We start from the raw sequence: 17,867 nt of genomic DNA on the forward strand, positions 1-17,867 counted from the left end.
GTCCGGGTGAACCGTGCCGGGGTCCGTGTGAGCAGGCTCGCACGCCGATCGGTGGCGCCGCAGACCGTCATGCGCTGCACTGTTGCCGTCCTGTCGCGCCCGCCCCTCACCGGAGGCCATCCGTGCTCACCCGCATCGACCACATCGGCATCGCCTGCCGAGACCTCGACAAGACGGTCGAGTTCTACCGTGCCACCTACGGCTTCGAGGTGTTCCACACCGAGGTCAACGAGGAGCAGGGGGTCCGCGAGGCCATGCTCAAGATCAACGACACCGGCGACGGCGGCGCCTCCTACCTCCAGCTGCTGGAGCCGGTCCGGGAGGACTCCCCGGTCGGCAAGTGGCTGGCCAAGAACGGCGAGGGCGTCCACCACATCGCCTTCGGCACCGGCGACGTCGACGCCGACTCCGAGGAGATCCGCGCCAAGGGCGTCCGGGTGCTCTACGACGAGCCGCGGACCGGCTCGATGGGCTCGCGGATCACCTTCCTGCACCCCAAGGACTGCGGCGGGGTGCTGACCGAGCTGGTCACCGCCGCCGAGCCGGGCTCGCACGAGGGCCACTGACGCCTCCCCGGGTGCCGTCGCGGTGCGGCACCCGGGCCTCCGGGGCCCCGCCGCGGCCCCGACCGGCCGGTAACCTCGGCGGTCGGGCCGGAAAACCCCCACGCGACCATTCCCCCGCCACACGCTCCCACTACAATGCCCAGGTGCGCGGAGACTCCGGGGGACGGAGGCGACGGGCACGGCCGAAGACAGGCCCGTCCGCCCCGGTGGGAGGCCCGTCGCAGGGGAGTCCACTACGCGGGCACGGCTGAACAGTCGCAAGACGGATCTGTCACCATTCTCCACAAGGCAAGAGTTCGCCCAGGAGTCCACCCGGACGGGGGAATGCGGATCGACCGCGCTCCCACGCCCCGGACTCCGACGACGCGGCGGACGTTCCCGGTACGACGGGGGCGTCCGGACGGCCGCGATGCAAGGACCAGTCGGACAGCGCCCGGACCACGGGAGCGGACCGGCCGGGTCGAGGACGCGACCAGGAGATGGATGGGACCGCGGAGTGCGGGGCTACGACCGCTACGAGGTTGACGATCACCTCTCCCAGTTCGAGGCCGAGATGGATCGGACTCGGAAGGAGCGGGACAAGTCAGTCGAGCATGCCGAGGACCTCGCCTACCAGGTGGAGGTGCTCCGGGCCAAGCTGCACGAATCCCGCCGGATGCTCGCCCAGCCGCGCGCCTTCGACGCCGTCTCCGGCCAGGCCGAGCAGATGCTCCGCACGGCCGAGATGCAGGCCCAGCAGCTGCGCGCCGACGCCGAGCGCCAGCTGCGCGAGTCCCAGGCCGCGACCCAGCGGATCATGGCCGAGGCCGCCGAGCGCACCGCCCGGCTGGAGGCCGAGCTCGCCGCCCGCCGCCGCCAGCTCGAGGACGAGCTCGCCGAGCTGCGGCGCAGCGCCGAGCAGCACGTCAACGAGAACGTCAGCTGGGCCGAGCAGGCCCGGGCCGGCACCGAGCAGGAGGCCCAGCGCCTGCTCCAGGAGGCCCGCGGCGAGGCCGACCGGATGATGGCCGCGGCCCGCGCCGAGGCCGCCGCCCTCGCCGACCAGGCCCGCGCGCAGACCGCCGCCGACGTGGACGCCGCCCGCGGCGAGGCCCAGGCCGCCGCCGAGGCCGCCCTCCACCGTGCCCAGAACGACGCCGAGCGACTGCTGCGGGCCGCCTCCGAGCAGGCCCAGCAGGCCGGTGCCCAGGCCGCCGCCGACGTGGACGCCGCCCGCGGCGAGGCCCAGCTGCAGCTCGCCGCCGCGCACGCCGCCGCCGAGCAGGAGCTGGCCGCCGCCCGCGCCGAGATCGGCCGGCTCACCGAGGTCGCGGCCGCCGAGCAGGCCCACGCCGAGCAGCAGCTGTCCCACGCCCAGGCGGAGATAGCACGACTGCGCGCCGAGGTCGCCGCCGAGGCCGAGCGGGCCCGGCAGGAGGCCGCCGAGCTGCGCGCCAGGACCGAGGCCGCCGCCGAGCAGCTCCAGGCCGAGGCCGAGGCCGCCGCCGAGCGGCGGGTCGCCGACGGCGAGGCCGCCAGCGAGCAGCGCTCGCAGACCGCCCGCGCCGAGGTCGCCCGGATGGTCGCCCAGGCCACCAAGGAGGCCGAGGCGATCAGTGCCCGGGCCGCCACCCGGAAGGCCGAGGCGGACGCCGCCAAGGCCGCCGCCGCCGAGGAGGGCGAGCGGCTGCGCGCCACCGCCGAGTCGGTGGCCGGACAGCTGCGCGCCGAGGCCGAGGCAGCGATCGCCGAGATGCGGGCGCAGGCCGAGCGGGACGTCGCCGAACTGCGGACCCAGGCCGAGAGCGCCGCCGAACGGCTGCGCGGCGAGGCCGAGGAGGCCGGCCGGGCGGCCGGTGCCGCGGAGGCCGCCGCCCACCTCGCCAAGGCGGCCAAGAGCGCCGAGGAGATGCTCGACCGGGCCGGCCGGGACTCCGAGGCCACCCGTACCGGGGCGACCGCCGAGGCCGAGCGGATCAGGACCGAGGCCGCCGCCGAGGCCGAGCGGCTGCGCGAGCAGGCCCGGGCCGCGGTCGAGGCCGCCCAGAACGCCGCCCTGGACGACGCCGCCGCGATCCGCGAGCGGATCCAGGAGATGCAGGACGAGGCCGCCCGGCTGCGTGCCGAGGCGGAGGAGCTGCGCGCCCAGGCCGCCGCCGAGGCGGAGCGGGTGCGCGGCGAGGCCCGCCGGCAGGCCGTGGTGCAGATCGAGGAGTCGGCGAAGACCGCCGAGGAACTGCTCACCACGGCCAAGTCCGACGCGGACGAGCTGCGCTCGGGTGCCGCCGCCGAGATCGAGCGGCTGCGCGAGCAGGCCAAGGAGCAGGCCGCCGAGACCCAGGGGCGGGCCGAGCAGACCCTGGAGCGGGCCCGCGCCGAGGCCGCGAAGATCACCGCGACGGCCGAGCAGCAGGGCCAGGACGCGCTCACCGCCGCCAAGGCCGCGGCCGCCGAGAACCGCTCCGCCGCCGAGCGCGAGACCGCCGAACTCCGCCGCGAGGCAACCGAGTTCGACCAGCAGCTGCGGGCCTCGGCGAACGCCGCCGCGCAGGCCCTGCGGGCCGACGCCCAGGCCGAGGCGAACGCCGTCCGGGACGCCGCCGTCGCCGCCGCCGAGCGGCTGCGCACCGAGACCGACGGCGAGACCGCCCGCAGCCGGGCCGAGGCCCAGTCCGCCGCCGAGGCGCTGCGCGAGGAGAGCCGCCGCGAGCGCGAGGAGGCCTCCGCCGGGCTGCTCCGGGAGCGCGAGGAGACCACCGAGCAGCTGGCCGCCGCCAGGACGGCGCGCGAGCAGGCCGAGGCGGCCGCGGAGGAACTGGCCGCACGCACCGCCACCGAGGCCGCCGCCGTCCGCGAGGCCGCCGACACCCACGCCGAACGCGTCCGCACCGAGGCCGAGGCGGCCGCCGCCGACCTCACCGAACGCACCACCGCCGAGACCACCCGGCTCCAGGCCGAGGCCGAGCGGGCCCTGGAGGCCGCCGGGGCCGCCGCCGAGCAGCTCCGCGCCGAGGCCGAGTCGGCCGCCGAGCGGCTGCGGACCGACAGCGAGGCGGCCGCGGAGGAACTGGCCGCACGCACCGCCACCGAGGCCGCCGCCGTCCGCGAGGCCGCCGACACCCACGCCGAACGCGTCCGCACCGAGGCCGAGGCAGCCGCCGCCGACCTCACCGAGCACACCACCGCCGAGACCACCCGGCTCCGGGCCGAAGCCGAGGCGGCCGCGGCGGAGCTGCGCGAGCGGGCCGAGGCCGAGCGCGCGCTCGCCGACGAGCAGGCCGCGACGGTCCGCGCCGAGGCCGGCCGCGAGCTGTCCGAGGCCCGGGCCACGGCGGCGACGATCCGGGCCGAGGCCGGCGAGGAGCTGGAGCAGGCCCGGCGCGACGGCGAGGAACTGGTCGCCGTCGCCGGGACCGAGGCCGCCGCACTGGTCGAGGCCGCCGAGGAGGAGGCCGCCGGGGTCCGCCAGTCGGTGGCCGGGCTGCACGAGACCGCCTCCCAGCAGATCGCCGAACTCCGGGCCACCGCCGAGCGGGAGGCCGCGGAGCACCGCGAGCAGGCCGAGCGGGCCGCCGCCGAACTGCGCGACACCGCCGACCGCGAGACCACCGAACTGCGGGCACTGGCCGACCGCGAGACCACCGAGCTGCGCGACGCGGTCGAGCACGAGGTGGCGGAGCTGCGGGCGACCGCCGAGCGGGAGACCACCGACCTGCGGGCCCGCACCGACGCCGAGACGACCGCACTGCGCGAGCAGACCGAGCTGGAACTCGCCGCCGAGCGCGAGTCCGCCGAGGCCGAGCTGGCCCGGCACCGGGCCGAGGCCCTGGCCTGGGACGAGCAGCTGCGCGCCGAGGCGGACGACACCCTGCGGGCGGCCCAGGAGGACGCCGACCGGCAGCGCGCCGAGGCCGCGGAGCTCGCTGCCCGGACGGTGGCCGCGGGCGAGGACCGGGCCGCCGCGGGCATCGCGGAGGCGGAGGAGTTCGCCGCCGCGCTGCGGGCCGAGGCCGAGGAGTACGCGCTCGCCACCCGCACCCTCGCCGACGACTACGACGCCGACACCCACACCCGCGCGGACGCCTACGACGCGGACACCCGCGAGGCCGCCGAGCAGTTCGACAAGTCCACCCGCGAGCACGCCAAGTCCGTCCTGGAGAAGGCCTTCGCGGACGCCGAGGCGCTCGGCGAGGACGCCCGCACCACCGCGCTGGCCACCACCGCCGCCGCCGAGGAGCAGGCCGACGCGATGGTCGCCGCCGCCCGCAAGGAGGCCGACCGACTGGTCGCGGCCGGCGAGGCCACCGGGCAGGAGGCGGTCGAGAAGGGCCGCTCCGACGCCGACGCGCTGCTCTCCGAGGCCCGCCGGGACGCCACCGCGATCCGCGAGCGCGCCGAGGAGCTGCGCGAGCGCACCGACGCCGAGGTCGAGGCCCTGCACGAGCGCGCCCGCAAGGAGAACGCGCAGGCCATGAAGTCGGCCGGCGAGCGGGTGGACGCCCTGGTGACGGCCGCCCAGGACCAGCTGACCGAGGCCGAGGAGCAGGCGGTCGCCACCGTCGCCGAGGCCGAGGACCGGGCGGCGGCGCTGGTCGCGGGCGCCGAGGACCGCGCCAACGAGCTGACCTCGGAGGCGTCGAGCGAGGCCAGCAAGGTCCGGCTGTCCGCCGTCCGCAAGGCCGAGGGCCTGCTGAAGGAGGCCGAGACCAAGCTCGCCAGTTCCACCGACCGCGCCGAGGCCCTGATCGTCAAGGCCGAGGCGAAGCTGAAGTCCGCCCAGGACGAGGCGGAGGAGCGGCTGGAGTCGGCCGCCGCCGAGGCCGAGAAGCGGCTGCGGGCCGCCGACCGGACCGCGGACGAGCAGATCGAGCTCGCCCGGGCGGAGGCCGAGCGGCTGCTCGCCGAGGCCAGGGCCGAGGCGCAGCGGGTCACCGACGAGGGCCGGCGCGAGCTGGACGAACTGGTGCGCCGGCGCAAGGACATCAACACCGAGATCTCCAGGGTGCAGGACGTGCTGTCCGCGCTCGAGGCCTTCGAGGCACCGTCACCGGTCGCACAGGCAAACGGGGGAAGTACCAAGAAGGAAGGGAGTGCCAAGGCCGGTGCCGGAATTGGCTCTCCCCGATCGGGTGGCAATCGCTCCAAGAGCGCACCACCCGATTGAGCGGACATTGTCCGCGGGACAACGGCGTTTCGCCGCCGACACTCCGGTACCGTGTCAGGATTCCCTCAACCACCTCAGCGGTTTGACGACAGGAAGCCCAGAACCCCATGAGCGACAGTCACTCCCCTCACGGCTTCGACCTGGTGCGCCGTGGGTACGAGCGCGCCCAGGTCGACGAGCGGATCACCAAGCTGGTGGCCGACCGTGACAGTGCCTTGACCCGGATCAGCGCACTCGAGAAGCGCATCGAGGAGCTCCACCTGGAGACCCAGACCGCCCAGGCGGCGGTCGCCGAGGCGGAGCCGTCGTACGCCGGTCTCGGTGCCCGGGTCGAGAAGATCCTGCGCCTCGCCGAGGAGGAGGCCAAGGACCTGCGCGAGGAGGCGCACCGCGCCGCCGAGCAGCACCGCGAGCTCGCCGAGGCCGCCGCCCAGCAGGTGCGCACCGAGGCCGAGAACTACGCCAAGGACCGCAAGGCCAAGGCCGAGGACGAGGGTCTGCGGATCGTCGACAAGGCCAAGAGCGACTCCGCCCAGCTGCGCGCCGAGGCCAACAAGGACGCGCAGAACAAGCGCGAGGAGGCGGACGCCCTCTTCGAGGAGACCCGCACCAAGGCCGCCCAGGCCGCGCTGGAGTTCGAGACCAACCTGGCGAAGCGCCGCGAGCAGTCCGAGCGCGACCTGGCCGCCCGCCAGGCCAAGGCCGAGAAGCGGCTGGCCGAGATCGAGCACCGGGCCGAGCAGCTGCGCCTGGAGGCCGAGAAGCTGCGCACCGACGCCGAGCGCCGCGCCCGCCAGACCGTCGAGACGGCCCAGCGCCAGTCCGAGGACATCGTGGCCGACGCCAACGCCAAGGCCGACCGCATCCGCAGCGAGTCCGAGCGCGAGCTGGCGGCGCTGACCAACCGCCGCGACAGCATCAACGCCCAGCTGACCAACGTCCGCGAGATGCTGGCGACGCTGACCGGCGCGGCCGTGGCCGCCGCCTCGCTGCCGAACGACGACACCATGGGCGTGCCCGCCCAGCAGTCGCGCTGACGCGGTCCGCGAACCCCGACGGCCCCCGCCCCTCCCGGGCGGGGGCCGTCACGCTTCCTCGGCGCGGGCGGGCGGCTCAGCGCGGGTAGGCGCCGTCCGGCCGCTGGTGGCCGTGGCTCAGCTGGTTGCCCTCGTCGTCCGAGACGGTGCCGAACCACGAGGTGCACCAGACCGACACCGAGTCCGGCCAGTACTGCACCTCGAACGGGTGCCCCGACCCGTAGTCGCCGTACGAGGTGACGATGAACGTCTCCCCCGGACGCATCCAGTAGTCCTCCCCCAGCGGCTCCAGGGTCAGTTCGAGCAGCCCCTCGCCCCGATTGGTCAACGGGATCCGGCCGGTCACCTCCAACGCGGAGAAGTCCCAGCCGCCGGCCTCCGCACGGTCCTCCGTCATCCCGCCGCCACCACCCGCTCCAGCAGCCGGCGCGCGACCGCGTCGAAGGCCTCCGGTGCCTCGATCGCGCTCAGGTGCCCCACCCGGGGCAGCACGGTCAGCTCGGCGTCCGGCAGGGCCCGCGCCATCAGCTCGGCCTCGCCGACGGGCATCAGCGCGTCCTCCGCGCCCGCCAGCACGGCGGTCGGCACCCGCACCCCGGCCAGCACCTCCAGCCGCTCCGGGCGGGCCGCCATGGCCCGCTGCGCCCACGCGACGGTGGCCGGCGGGGCGGCCGCGACCATCCCCTCCACCCGGTCCACCAGATGCTGGGAGTCCGGCCCCAGCTGGCCGGCCGCCATCCGCTCGTCGAGCAGCAGCCGGACGCTGTCCCGGGCCAGTACCGCGGCCGCGATCCGCTCCCGGTTGGTCCTGGCCGGCTCCGGGTCGGCGGTGGCCTTCGTGTTGGCCAGCAGCAGGCCCGCCAGCCGGTCGGGGTGGCGCTCGGCGAAGGCCAGCGCCACGTAGCCGCCCATGGAGAGCCCGCCGAGCACCGTCCGGTCGATCCCGGCGGTGTCCAGCAGCCGGGCGACGTCGTCGGCGACGGTGTCCAGCGAGGGCTCCTCGGAGCCCAGCCCGGCACCGCCGAAGCCGCGCTGGTCCGGGGCGATCACCCGGGCCCGGTCCCCGGTCGGGCCGGGCAGCGTCTCCAGTTGGGCGGACCACATGGCGGCACTGAGCGGAAAGGCGTGCAGCAGCACGAGGGGAGTTCCGGTACCGCTCTCGCGGACCGACACTGCGGAGGGGAGCTGGGTCATGGGGCCACCGTATTCCGGTGCGCCCGGCGGGCCCACTCAGCGGGCCACCTTGTCCGCTTTGTCATAGCCTGACGGAGAGTAAGGGAGCAGCGATGATCGAGTTGCACGACCTGACCAAACGTTACGGCTCGACCCTGGCCGTCGACCGGCTGAGCTTCAAGGTCCCGCAGGGCGTGGTCACCGGGTTCCTGGGGCCCAACGGTGCCGGGAAGTCCACCACGATGCGCATGATCCTCGACCTGGACCGCCCCACCGGCGGCCGGGTCACCATCGACGGCAGGAGATACGGACAGCTGAGCGAACCGCTCAAGTACATCGGCGCGCTGCTGGAGGCCAAGGCCGTCCACCCCGGCCGCACCGCCCGGGACCACCTGCTCTGGCTCGCCCAGAGCAACCGGATCCCCGAGCGCCGGGTCGACGAGGCGCTCGCCCTGGTCGGCCTCACCCCGGTCGCCCGCAAGCGGGCCCGCGGCTTCTCGCTCGGCATGGGCCAGCGCCTCGGCATCGCCTGCGCGCTGCTCGGGGACCCGGAGATCGTGATGTTCGACGAACCGGTGAACGGGCTCGACCCGGAGGGCATCCTCTGGATCCGCAACCTCATGAAGCGCCTCGCCGCCGAGGGCCGGACCGTCTTCGTCTCCTCCCACCTGATGAGCGAGATGGCCGTCACGGCGGACCACCTGGTGGTCATCGGCCGGGGCCGGCTGCTGGCCGACCTGCCGATGGCCGAATTCATCCGGCGCAACTCCCGCTCCGCCGTCCGACTGCGCACCCCGCAGCCCGAGCGGCTGCTCGACGCGCTGGCCGGAGCCGGGCTGCGGCACGAGGCGGGCCCCGGGGGTTCGGTCGAGGTGGTCGACGGCGACCTCGCCGCACTCGGCGACCTGGCCGCCGCGAACGGCGTGGTGCTGCACGAACTCAGCCCGCAGCAGGCCTCGTTGGAGGAGGCGTTCATGCAGATGACGGCCGACGCGGTGGAGTACCACGCCGGCGACGGGCCGGGCCGGGACGCGGCCGGCGCACCCGGCGTCTGGGGCGCCGACTGGAAGGGCGGGGCGGCCGGGCAGCCGGCCGCCCGCGGCACGGAGGAGAACTGAGATGGCGTCCTTCCCCGCGGTCCTGCGCTCCGAGTGGACCAAGATCCGCAGCGTCCGCTCGACGATCTGGACCCTCGCGCTGACCTTCGTGGTCACCCTCGGCGTCGGCGCCCTGCTGTCGCTGCTGACCAACAACAACTTCGAGGAGTTCCGCAGCGACAACACCCCGTTCGACGCCACCGGCACCGCCTTCTCCGGCATTCTCCTCGGCGAGCTGGCGATCATCGTCTTCGGCGTCCTGGCGATCGGCAACGAGTACAGCAGCGGGATGATCCGGGTCACCCTGGCGGCCGTCCCGCAGCGCGGCACCCTGCTCACCGGCAAGGCCGTGGTCCTCGGGGGGCTCGCCCTGGCGGTCTCGCTGGTGACGGCCTTCCTGACCTTCTTCACCGGCCAGGCGCTGCTCGGCGACCACTCGACCTCGCTGGGCGAGCCGAACGTGCTGCGCGCGGTGTTCGGCGCCGCGCTCTACCTGACGATGCTCTGCCTCTTCTCGGCCGGGGTCACCACGATGCTGCACAACCAGACCCTCGCGCTGGGCGTGCTGGTGCCGTTCTTCTTCCTGCTCTCGCCGATCCTCTCCGCGGTGCCGGGCGCCAAGACCGTCGCCCACTACTTCCCCGACTACGCGGGCTCCCGGATGCTGCTGGTCTACGAGCAGCACGGCCAGCCGTACGGGCCGTGGGCGGGCTTCCTGATCTGCCTGGCCTGGACGGTCGCCGCGCTGGCCGGCGGGGCGCTGGTGCTGAAGAACCGCGACGCCTGAGCCGGGCGGGACGCCGGAACCGGTCGGTGCGGACCGACCGGTACGGGTCAGTAGCGGGGAGCGCCGCGGCCGCGGAGCAGGTTCGAGGCCCGGCGCTCCCGCGCGCCCCAGCAGGCCCGGTGCCAGTGCCGCCGGTCGTCCACGCCCGCGCCGTGCAGCGGCCACGCCACCAGGTGCCCCGTCCCGGGCGGGATCTCCTGGTCGCAGCCCGGGCAGCGGTAGTGCCGGCCGGCCGTCCCGGCGACCGTCTGCACCACCCAGTCGTCGCCCTGGTAGCTCTCGGTCCGGCGCATCGAGCTGCCCATCGGGGCGGCCGGCTCCGCCCGGTCCGGTTCGGCGGCGCTCTTGATCCGGTTGCGTCGGGGCGACACGTCGGACTACCTCTCTGCGGGGTGTCGGGAACCGTTCCAGCGTACGGCCGCGCACCGCCGGGGCGGGCCACTATCACGGCATCGGAGGATGATCGGCTGTTTCCCGTGAGATCCACCCGATTCTCTGGGAAATTGGTGGTTCGGCGTGCCATTGGCACATGACATGGGCTACTCACGAGGGGACAGGCGGGGCCCGCAGACCCTGCGCGCACCCGAGGAGGCCTCACCATGACCAGAACCAGCACCCGCGCCGAGACCCGCCGGCCCGTCGGGGTACGCCCGCCGGCCCCCGGCCCGGCGCTGACCCCCACCACCGTGACGGCCGCCGCCGGCACCCCGCTGCCGGCGGACCGGCGCACCGCCGCCGCCGGCGCGGACACCGCACCCGTCCAGGTCGGGGCGTTCCTGCTCTCGGCGCAGTTCCCCGGCCAGACCCACGGGGAGGCGCTCGACCGCACCGTCCGCGCCGCCGTCGCGGCCGAACAGGCGGGACTCGACAGCGTCTGGCTGGCCGAGCACCACTTCGTCCCGTACGGGGTCTGCCCCAACGCCGCCACGCTGGCCGCACTGCTGCTCGGCCGGACCAGGCGGATCGGCATCGGCACGGCGGTCAGCGTGCTCTCCACCACCCATCCGGTGGCTCTCGGGGAACAGGCGGCACTGCTGCACCTCACCTCCGACGGACGCTTCACGCTCGGGGTGGGGCGCGGCGGCCCGTGGATCGACCTGGAGGTGTTCGGCGGCGGTGTCGACGCCTTCGAACGGGGCTTCCCGGAGCGGCTCGACCTGCTGCTGCGCTGGCTGCGCGGGACCCGGGTGGGCGCGGCCGGGCCGCAGTTCACCTTCCCCGAGGTCGCCGTGGTGCCACGGGCCACCGAGCCACCGCGGCAGCCGGACCTCGGCGCCTGGCTCGGCCTCGACGAACGGGCCGGCACCCTGCGCTTCCCCCGCCAGCGCCTGGACGCCGACGGCTCCGCCGAGGAGCTCACCGCCACCGGCCGGCCGGTGGCCGGCCCGCCGATGGTGGTGGCCTGCACCTCGCCCGGCGGGGTCCGCACCGCCGCCGAGCGGGGCCTGCCGATGCTGCTGGGCATGCACTCCGGCGACGAGGACAAGCTGCACATGCTGGAGCTGTATCGTTCCGCCTGGCTGGCGGCCGGGCGCGGCGAGGAGCAACTGCGGCGGATCACCCGTCAGCACGTCGCGGCCGGGGTCGCCCAGGTCGACGACCGTGCCTCGACCGCCCGGGCCACCCTGCTGGGCGCCATGCCCGGCTGGTTCGAGTTCGGGCTCGGCGCCCACCGCACGGTGGACGGCCGGGAGCGGAAGATGCGCGATCCGCACCAGTACACCGAGCTGCTCTGCGACCTGCACGCGGTCGGAACCCCGAGGCAGTGCGCGGACCGGCTGCTGGCCACCGCCGAGCGGACCGGCATCCGCCGGTTCGCGCTGCTCGCCGAAGGCAGCGGCGACCGGGAGGCCACCCTGCACAACATCGCGCGGCTCGGCTCCGAGGTCCTGCCGCAACTCGGCTGACGCACGGCCGCCGGGACCCGAGGGGTTGCCGGCGGCCGGCCTGCGCCCCGGCGCCGGAGCAGAGCGCCCGGAGGCGAGCGGGCGACTCCCGCCCCGAGCCCCACGAGGGAGGCGAGCGGGCGAAAGCACCGCCCCGAGCCCCACGACAGAGGCGAGCGGGCGACAACACAGCGAGCGGGCGACTAACAGTCCCGGAGTTCGTCGGACTGGTTGAGGAGCTGCTCGCGGACCGAGGTGAAGCGCTCGTACCGCTTCTTGTTGGCGGAGGACGGCCGGAAGACCGCCACCCGGTGACAGTTCTGGAAGGCCAGCCGGACGCCGAAGTGCCGCTCCAGGGCTCCCCGGATGGCGTCGCTGGCCAGTGCCCGCAGGAGCTGGCCGCGGGCCTGCTCGCTGGGCGGCGGTACATGGTTGTCGGCGAAGTCGGTGCCGTCGACCTCGGCCCGGGCGACCAGCGAGCTGATCAGCTCCCAGGCGTACGGCAGGGAGACGCGGACGCAGTCGACGAACTCCCGCTCGTCGACCTCGTCCCGCTCGGCCTTCTCCAGCAGGGCCGGTGAGACGTCGAGCGACATGGATTCTCCTCTCGGGACCGCCCGCGCGGCGCGCGGGCGGTGATGCGTGGTCCAAGTCAGAGCTGAGGGTGAGGGTGTAGGCGCGTCCGTGTCCGGAACACCGTCGGACGGGTGTGACGCCGTCGGACGACCGTTGTTCCCGGCAACGCGCGCCGAGGCAGGGGCGCCGCTGGTCCGTCGAGGGACGCGGCCGGGGCGCCGCCGCTCAGAACAGCGTGGCAGCCAACGACGGACCAGGCCGGTGGTTCCGGCGGATTCCTCCGGGAATACGCCCCCGTGCGGCGGATTGGCCGGAACCTGTCGGATCGTTCATCTGAAGTCTCCATCCCCGTTGACAGCGCTCCCGCAAGCAAGCCGTCACACACCGTAGCTGTCTATGGTGGTGGCCGCCAGGGTGCCGACAGGCTTTGACGGGATCGCAGGGCATCCATCGTGGCGGGGTTCGCGGATTCTTCACCCCGTCGTCGTGGAATCGCATCAACTGGCCCCGGTGGGCTAGCGTGGTCGACCGTGCGTCTCGTAATTGCCCGCTGCTCAGTCGACTATGCCGGTCGGCTCTCCGCCCATCTGCCCTCCGCCACCAGGCTCATCCTGGTCAAGGCCGACGGCAGCGTCAGCATCCACGCCGACGACCGTGCCTACAAGCCGCTCAACTGGATGTCCCCGCCGTGCGTCCTCAGGGAGGCCGACGGGGTCTGGACGGTGGAGAACAAGGCCGGCGAGAAGCTCATCATCACGCTGGAGGAGGTGCTGCACGATTCCTCCCACGAACTCGGGGTGGACCCCGGTCTCATCAAGGACGGCGTCGAGGCGCACCTCCAGGAGCTGCTCGCGGACCGGATGGAGGTGCTCGGCGCCGGCTGGTCGCTGATCCGCCGCGAGTACCCGACCGCGATCGGCCCGGTGGACATCCTGTGCCGCGACTCCGACGGCACCACGGTCGCCGTGGAGATCAAGCGGCGCGGCGAGATCGACGGTGTCGAACAGCTCACCCGCTACCTGGAACTGCTCAACCGGGACCCGCTGCTGGCCCCGGTGAAGGGCGTCTTCGCCGCGCAGGAGATCAAGCCCCAGGCCCGCGTGCTGGCCACCGACCGCGGCATCGGCTGCGTGGTGCTGGACTACGACGGGCTGCGCGGCATCGACGACGACAAGCTGAAGCTGTTCTGACCCCCGGCCGGCCGGTCAGCCGGCCGGTGAGGACATCGACGAGGACACCGGGGCGGACGTCGTCGGGCTCGCCGGGCCCGTCGGCGTGGCCGTCCCGCTAGGGGGCTGGGTCGGCGGTTGGGTCGGCGTCTGGGTCGCCGTCGGCGACGACGTGGACGGCGACGGGCTGGGGTCCCCGGTCGGCTGGGTGCCGCCGTTCCCGCCGTTCCCCCCGCCCGCGGTGCCGCCGGTCGTTCCGCCCGTGGTCCCGCCGGTCGTGCCGCCCGTCGTCCCGCCGCCGCCCGTGCCGCCCCCGGGAGGCTGCGGCGGGTTGGGGGCCTGGGTCGGCGGGGGTGTGGCGGCGGTGCTGCCTCCGGGGCTCGGCGAGCCGGTCGGCTTCTTCGAGGCCGAGCCCGAGGCCGACGGCGACCCCGAGGGGGTCCGGGAGGCCGTCGCGCCGCCGCTCGGCACGGTGCCGGCCGTCGACTGCTGCACCGGCCCGACCGCCCCCTCGGACGCTCCGCCGGCCGGCAGGGTGACCGGCGAGGAGGCCCCCGAGGCCGACGGCCGGGGCGAGGACGGACGCGGCGAGGTCCCGGCGCCGGGCAGGGTCGAACCGTCGTCGCTGCTGCTGTGCGGGTCGTTGCCGCGGTCCTCCCCGGTCACCGTCAGCCCGACCGCCGTCCCGAGCACGCCCAGCGCCAGCACCGCCGCCGAGGCGGCTATGACCGTCCGTCTGCTCCGGCCAGGACCGGCCGCCGCCGCGCCGATCCGCAGCGGCACCCGCGCGATGGCCCGGATACCGGGCCTGCGGACCGAACCCGGGCCCGCCGGCGCCGCGGCCGTCAACTGGCGGCCCTCGGCCCGCAGCAGATCGAGCATCCGGCGCGCCCCGGCCGCCCCCCGCACCTCGCCGAGCGCGGACCGCAGCCTCAGCGCGGCCTCCAACTCGGCCACGGCCCGCCCGGGTTCGTGGACGCAGACGGCGTACACACCCAGCTCGTGGCGGAACCAGGCCTCGTCGGCCCCGGCACCGGTCCGCCGGGCCGCCTCCAGGCCGAGCTCCAGCGCCCGCTCCCAGGCCCCCCAGCGCAGCGCCAGGGCCAGTGCGGGGGCAGCCGCCCGCGCCAGCCTTCGCACCGAGTCGTGCCGCCCGGCGGCCCGGTCGGCGAGCAGCACGCCGATCACCACCTCGGCCTCGGCCGCGATCTGCGGCAGCGAGACCGAGGAGTGCCCGACCCACCAGGAGAAGTGCTGGGCGGCGCCGTCCACGCTGTCCCGGGCCGGCCAGTGCGGGGCGAGCAGGTCCAGCGCCCCGGCGGTCAGCCGGTGGTGGCCGCCGATCGAGACCGCGAGTCCGGCGTCGGCGAGTTCGGCGAGCGCGCTCTCGCCCTGGCCGACGTCGATCAGGGCGGGCAGGTGCGGGGCGGTCGGGCACTCGCCGCCGAGGGCCACCGCGAGCCTCAGCACGGCCTGGGCGGTCTCGCTCAGCCCCTCGGCCAGCCGGACGGCGGGGAGGGTGGACTCGGCGACCGAGGGCAGCGGCACGCTGCCCCGCAGCGACGCCTCGCGGACCGCCGGGTCGGGGTCGTGGACGGGCTCCCGGACGGCGCCGAAGACGTCCATCCGGTCCTCCTCGGCGGCGACCAGGGCGTCCACCGCGACGTCCCGCTGCCGCAGCAGCGCGGCGGCCTGGACGAAGCGCAGCGGCAGTCCCTCGGACTCGAACCAGAGGTCCACCGCCCAGGCCTTCTCGGCCGCGTCCAGGGGCCGTCCGGCCAGCCGCGCGGCGAGCGCCAGGCAGGCCTGCCGGGAGAGACCGGCCACCAGGTGGTCCTGGAGCCGGGAGTCGGCCGGGAGCAGCGGGCCGTCGGCGGCGGAGGAGATCAGGAAGGCGCAGTCGGGCGCGGTGGCGAGCAGCGCCTCCAGTTCGGCGCCGGCGGGTTCGACCTCGTCGATGACGACGATCGCGCCGACACCCGCGAGGTGCTCGGCGAGCTGACCGGGGTCGGGGCGGAAGCCGGGGGCGTGGTGGGTCGCGGCGAAGAGTTCCTGGAGCAGGTCGGCGGCGGTGCGCCGGTGGCCGCGGAGCTGGACCACGCCGCCGGGGGCGAGGTCGCCGGCGGCCGCGGCGACGGCCGACAGCAGGGTGCTGCGGCCGGAACCGGCCTGGCCGACCAGGCGTATCGAGCGCCCCTCGGCGAGCAGGCCGAGCAGTTGGGCGATGTCGGCCTCGCGGTCGAGCAGCGGGAGGTCGGCGGGGCCGGCGCCGAGCGCCAGCGGGCCGACCTGGCGGCCGGGATCACCGACCGGGCCGCGAGCGGGTGCTCCCGGCCCGGTCCGGCGGGGGCGGGGGCGCCACTCCTCGGGACAGGGCCGGACCTCGGAGCCCTCGGGACCGCCGACCCCCACCAGCAGTCCGCCGGAGACGAGTTCACCGTTCCGGGTGCGCACGGACTCCTGCCGGAAGTCCCCGGTTGGCTGTGCCACGTTCTGCTCCGCCCCGCGCTCGCGCCGTCGCTCCGTACCGGCCGGCCGCGTCCGCGGCCCGCGGCCGGGCCCCGGCGGCCGTTTCCTGACGCCAGACTCTCGCACATCCGCACCCGCCCGCGCAGCGTCGGGCCGTCACCGGCCGAGCGGCGCAGGGGATCGCGAGGTCCGGGGCCGCTCCGGGGGCGGCGCCGGGGCGGTCAGAGGGCCGGCAGGGTGGCGCCCAGGGAGTCGGCGGTGACGCCCTCGACGGCGAGGATGCGGTGCAGCCGGGTGGCCACCAGGAGGCGCTGGAGCTGGGCCGGGACGGAGCGGAGCACCAGCCGCCGGCCGATCCGTCCGGCCCGGCGGTGGGTACCCATGATCACGCCCAGGCCGGTGGCGTCCCAGAACTCCAGCCGGCCGAGGTCGAGCACGAGGTCGCCGAGGCCGCCGTCGACGGCCTGGTGCAGCCGCGCCCGCGCGTCGGCGGCGGTACGCACGTCGAGGCGGCCTTCGAGGGCCAGCGCCACGTGGTTGCCGGTGATGCGCATGCTCTCCTCCTCCGCGGGGCGGGCCCGGCGTGCCGGGGCGGACCGGGCTCGGCGCCGGTCCTGGCGGTCGGTGCCGCCGGGTGTCGGTGGCCGGGTGGGTCTCGGTGGGGTCGGTGGCCGGGTGGGTCTCGGTCGGTACGGGTGCCGCCGGCGGTGCCGGACCGGGGGCGGTGACGCTCCGGGCGTCGGGCGGGCGCTGCGGCCCCGCGCGCCGGCCCCGGACGGAATGCCGGGTTCCCCGTCATCCATCTGACGGCGAGCCGGGCCCTCGGGTTGCTGGTTCCGGCCGGATCTGAAGCAACTTCACTCGTCCGAGGGAATATACGCAGGAACTCTCCACACTTACGCTCGATTACCGCCCAAATCACCCGTCTGCGGCACCGGCGTGAGGAAACTCACCAGGTCCGGCAGAACGGGCCGCGCGGTCCCGCGACCGCGCGGCCCGTCCGGTCCGTCGGCTCAGCCGGCGGCCGTCACTTGCCCGGGTACGGGTAGAAACCGCGGCCGCTCTTGCGGCCCAGGTCACCGGCGGTGACCATGCGCGCCATGATCTCCGGGGCGGCGAACTTCTCGTCCTGGGTCTCGCTGTAGATGTTCCGCGCGGCGTGCAGCAGGATGTCCACGCCGGTCAGGTCGGCGGTCTCCAGCGGGCCCATCGGGTGGCCGAAACCGAGCCGGCAGGCGGTGTCGATGTCCTCGGCGGAGGCGACGCCCGACTCGTAGAGCTTGGCGGCCTCGACGACCAGGGCGGTGATCAGACGGGTGGTGACGAAACCGGCCACGTCGCGGTTGACCACCACGACGTCCTTGCCGACGCCCTCGGCGAAGGCCCGGGCGGTGGCCAGCGTCTCGTCACTGGTCTTGTAGCCGCGGACCAGCTCGACCAGCTTCATCAGCGGCACCGGCGAGAAGAAGTGCACGCCGACGACGGACTCGGGGCGCGAGGTGGCGGCGGCGATCCGGGTGATCGGGATGGCGGAGGTGTTGGAGGCGAGCACCGCGCCGTCCTTGGCGAGCTTGTCGAGCTCCTTGAAGACGCCTTCCTTGACCTCCAGCTGCTCGAACACCGCCTCGACCACGATGTCCGCCTCGGCGACCGCGCCGAGGTCGGTGGTGGTGGTGATCCGGCCGAGCGCCGCCTCGGCGTCCTCGGCGGTGAGCCGGCCCTTGGAGACGAACTTGTCGTACGAGGCGCGGATGCCGTCGAGGCCCCGGCGCAGCGCCTCCTCGGTCACGTCGCGCAGGACCACCGGGTGGCCGGCCTGGGCGGAGACCTGGGCGATGCCGGCGCCCATCAGGCCGGCCCCGATCACGGCGATCTGCTTGCTGGACGCACTGCTCATGGCTTGGTCTCCCGATGCCGTCGCCGCCCTGGTGGGCGGGCCCTGAAGGCGGCTCAAGGCAGGGGTC

14 protein-coding genes are annotated in these 17,867 nt (G+C 75.2%); 7 read left to right on the forward strand and 7 right to left on the reverse strand.

Annotated elements, in window-relative coordinates; genetic code table 11:
* The first annotated feature begins 122 nt into the window (after positions 1-122).
* The 3 genes from mce to BLU95_RS15250 all read left to right on the forward strand — a co-directional run bounded on the left by mce (position 123) and on the right by BLU95_RS15250 (position 6,746).
* On the forward strand, positions 123-566 hold the full coding sequence (mce, locus tag BLU95_RS15240; RefSeq protein WP_093860490.1) for a methylmalonyl-CoA epimerase: 444 nt from the start codon (positions 123-125) through the stop codon (positions 564-566).
* A gap of 496 nt (positions 567-1,062) precedes the next feature.
* A complete protein-coding gene (locus BLU95_RS15245) occupies positions 1,063-5,709 on the forward strand; it encodes a polarized growth protein Scy-related protein (RefSeq protein WP_093860491.1) in 4,647 nt (1,548 codons plus the stop codon).
* A 107-nt stretch (positions 5,710-5,816) separates the two neighbouring features.
* Positions 5,817-6,746: a coiled-coil domain-containing protein gene (locus BLU95_RS15250; protein WP_030302799.1), complete on the forward strand. Its 930-nt coding sequence runs from the start codon at positions 5,817-5,819 to the stop codon at positions 6,744-6,746.
* A 76-nt stretch (positions 6,747-6,822) separates the two neighbouring features.
* Here BLU95_RS15250 and BLU95_RS15255 read toward each other — a convergent pair whose 3' ends face one another.
* Positions 6,823-7,143, reverse strand: coding sequence for a hypothetical protein (locus BLU95_RS15255; RefSeq protein ID WP_093860492.1), 321 nt, complete (start codon positions 7,141-7,143; stop codon positions 6,823-6,825).
* Positions 7,140-7,940, reverse strand: a complete 801-nt coding sequence (locus tag BLU95_RS15260) for an alpha/beta fold hydrolase (protein ID WP_093860493.1) — start codon at positions 7,938-7,940, stop codon at positions 7,140-7,142. Before BLU95_RS15260 ends, BLU95_RS15255 begins: the two co-directional genes overlap by 4 nt.
* 92 nt (positions 7,941-8,032) lie before the next feature.
* Here BLU95_RS15260 and BLU95_RS15265 point away from each other — a divergent pair, with 92 nt between their 5' ends.
* Positions 8,033-9,037 carry an ABC transporter ATP-binding protein gene (locus BLU95_RS15265; protein ID WP_093860494.1) on the forward strand — a complete coding sequence of 335 codons (1,005 nt, stop codon included), beginning with the start codon at positions 8,033-8,035 and terminating at the stop codon, positions 9,035-9,037.
* A gap of 1 nt (position 9,038) precedes the next feature.
* Positions 9,039-9,803, forward strand: coding sequence for an ABC transporter permease subunit (locus BLU95_RS15270; protein WP_093860495.1), 765 nt, complete (start codon positions 9,039-9,041; stop codon positions 9,801-9,803).
* Positions 9,804-9,850: 47 nt separating this feature from the next.
* On the opposite strand, the gene BLU95_RS15275 is transcribed toward BLU95_RS15270, so the two are convergent.
* On the reverse strand, positions 9,851-10,174 hold the full coding sequence (locus BLU95_RS15275; RefSeq protein ID WP_030392768.1) for an Rv1322 family protein: 324 nt from the start codon (positions 10,172-10,174) through the stop codon (positions 9,851-9,853).
* A 228-nt stretch (positions 10,175-10,402) separates the two neighbouring features.
* Between BLU95_RS15275 and BLU95_RS15280 the strand changes: the two genes are divergently transcribed.
* Positions 10,403-11,710, forward strand: coding sequence for an LLM class flavin-dependent oxidoreductase (locus BLU95_RS15280; protein ID WP_093860496.1), 1,308 nt, complete (start codon positions 10,403-10,405; stop codon positions 11,708-11,710).
* A 182-nt stretch (positions 11,711-11,892) separates the two neighbouring features.
* Here BLU95_RS15280 and BLU95_RS15285 read toward each other — a convergent pair whose 3' ends face one another.
* The gene (locus tag BLU95_RS15285) at positions 11,893-12,285 is read right to left on the reverse strand and encodes an SCO5389 family protein (RefSeq protein WP_093860497.1); all 393 of its coding nucleotides are present in this window, start codon (positions 12,283-12,285) and stop codon (positions 11,893-11,895) included.
* Positions 12,286-12,795: 510 nt separating this feature from the next.
* Here BLU95_RS15285 and nucS point away from each other — a divergent pair.
* Complete coding sequence (gene nucS, locus BLU95_RS15290) at positions 12,796-13,455, forward strand: endonuclease NucS (protein WP_093860498.1); 660 nt, start codon at positions 12,796-12,798, stop codon at positions 13,453-13,455.
* A gap of 15 nt (positions 13,456-13,470) precedes the next feature.
* On the opposite strand, the gene BLU95_RS15295 is transcribed toward nucS, so the two are convergent.
* The 3 genes from BLU95_RS15295 to BLU95_RS15305 all read right to left on the reverse strand — a co-directional run bounded on the left by BLU95_RS15295 (position 13,471) and on the right by BLU95_RS15305 (position 17,800).
* Positions 13,471-15,924, reverse strand: coding sequence for an ATP-binding protein (locus BLU95_RS15295; protein WP_159424891.1), 2,454 nt, complete (start codon positions 15,922-15,924; stop codon positions 13,471-13,473).
* 200 nt (positions 15,925-16,124) lie between these two features.
* A complete protein-coding gene (locus BLU95_RS15300; RefSeq protein ID WP_093860500.1) occupies positions 16,125-16,457 on the reverse strand; it encodes an STAS domain-containing protein in 333 nt (110 codons plus the stop codon).
* A gap of 473 nt (positions 16,458-16,930) precedes the next feature.
* On the reverse strand, positions 16,931-17,800 hold the full coding sequence (locus tag BLU95_RS15305; RefSeq protein ID WP_093860501.1) for a 3-hydroxyacyl-CoA dehydrogenase family protein: 870 nt from the start codon (positions 17,798-17,800) through the stop codon (positions 16,931-16,933).
* Between the last annotated feature and the right edge of the window lie 67 nt (positions 17,801-17,867).

The sequence above is a fragment of the Streptomyces sp. TLI_053 genome, assembly GCF_900105395.1.
Taxonomy (GTDB): Bacteria; Actinomycetota; Actinomycetes; order Streptomycetales; family Streptomycetaceae; genus Kitasatospora.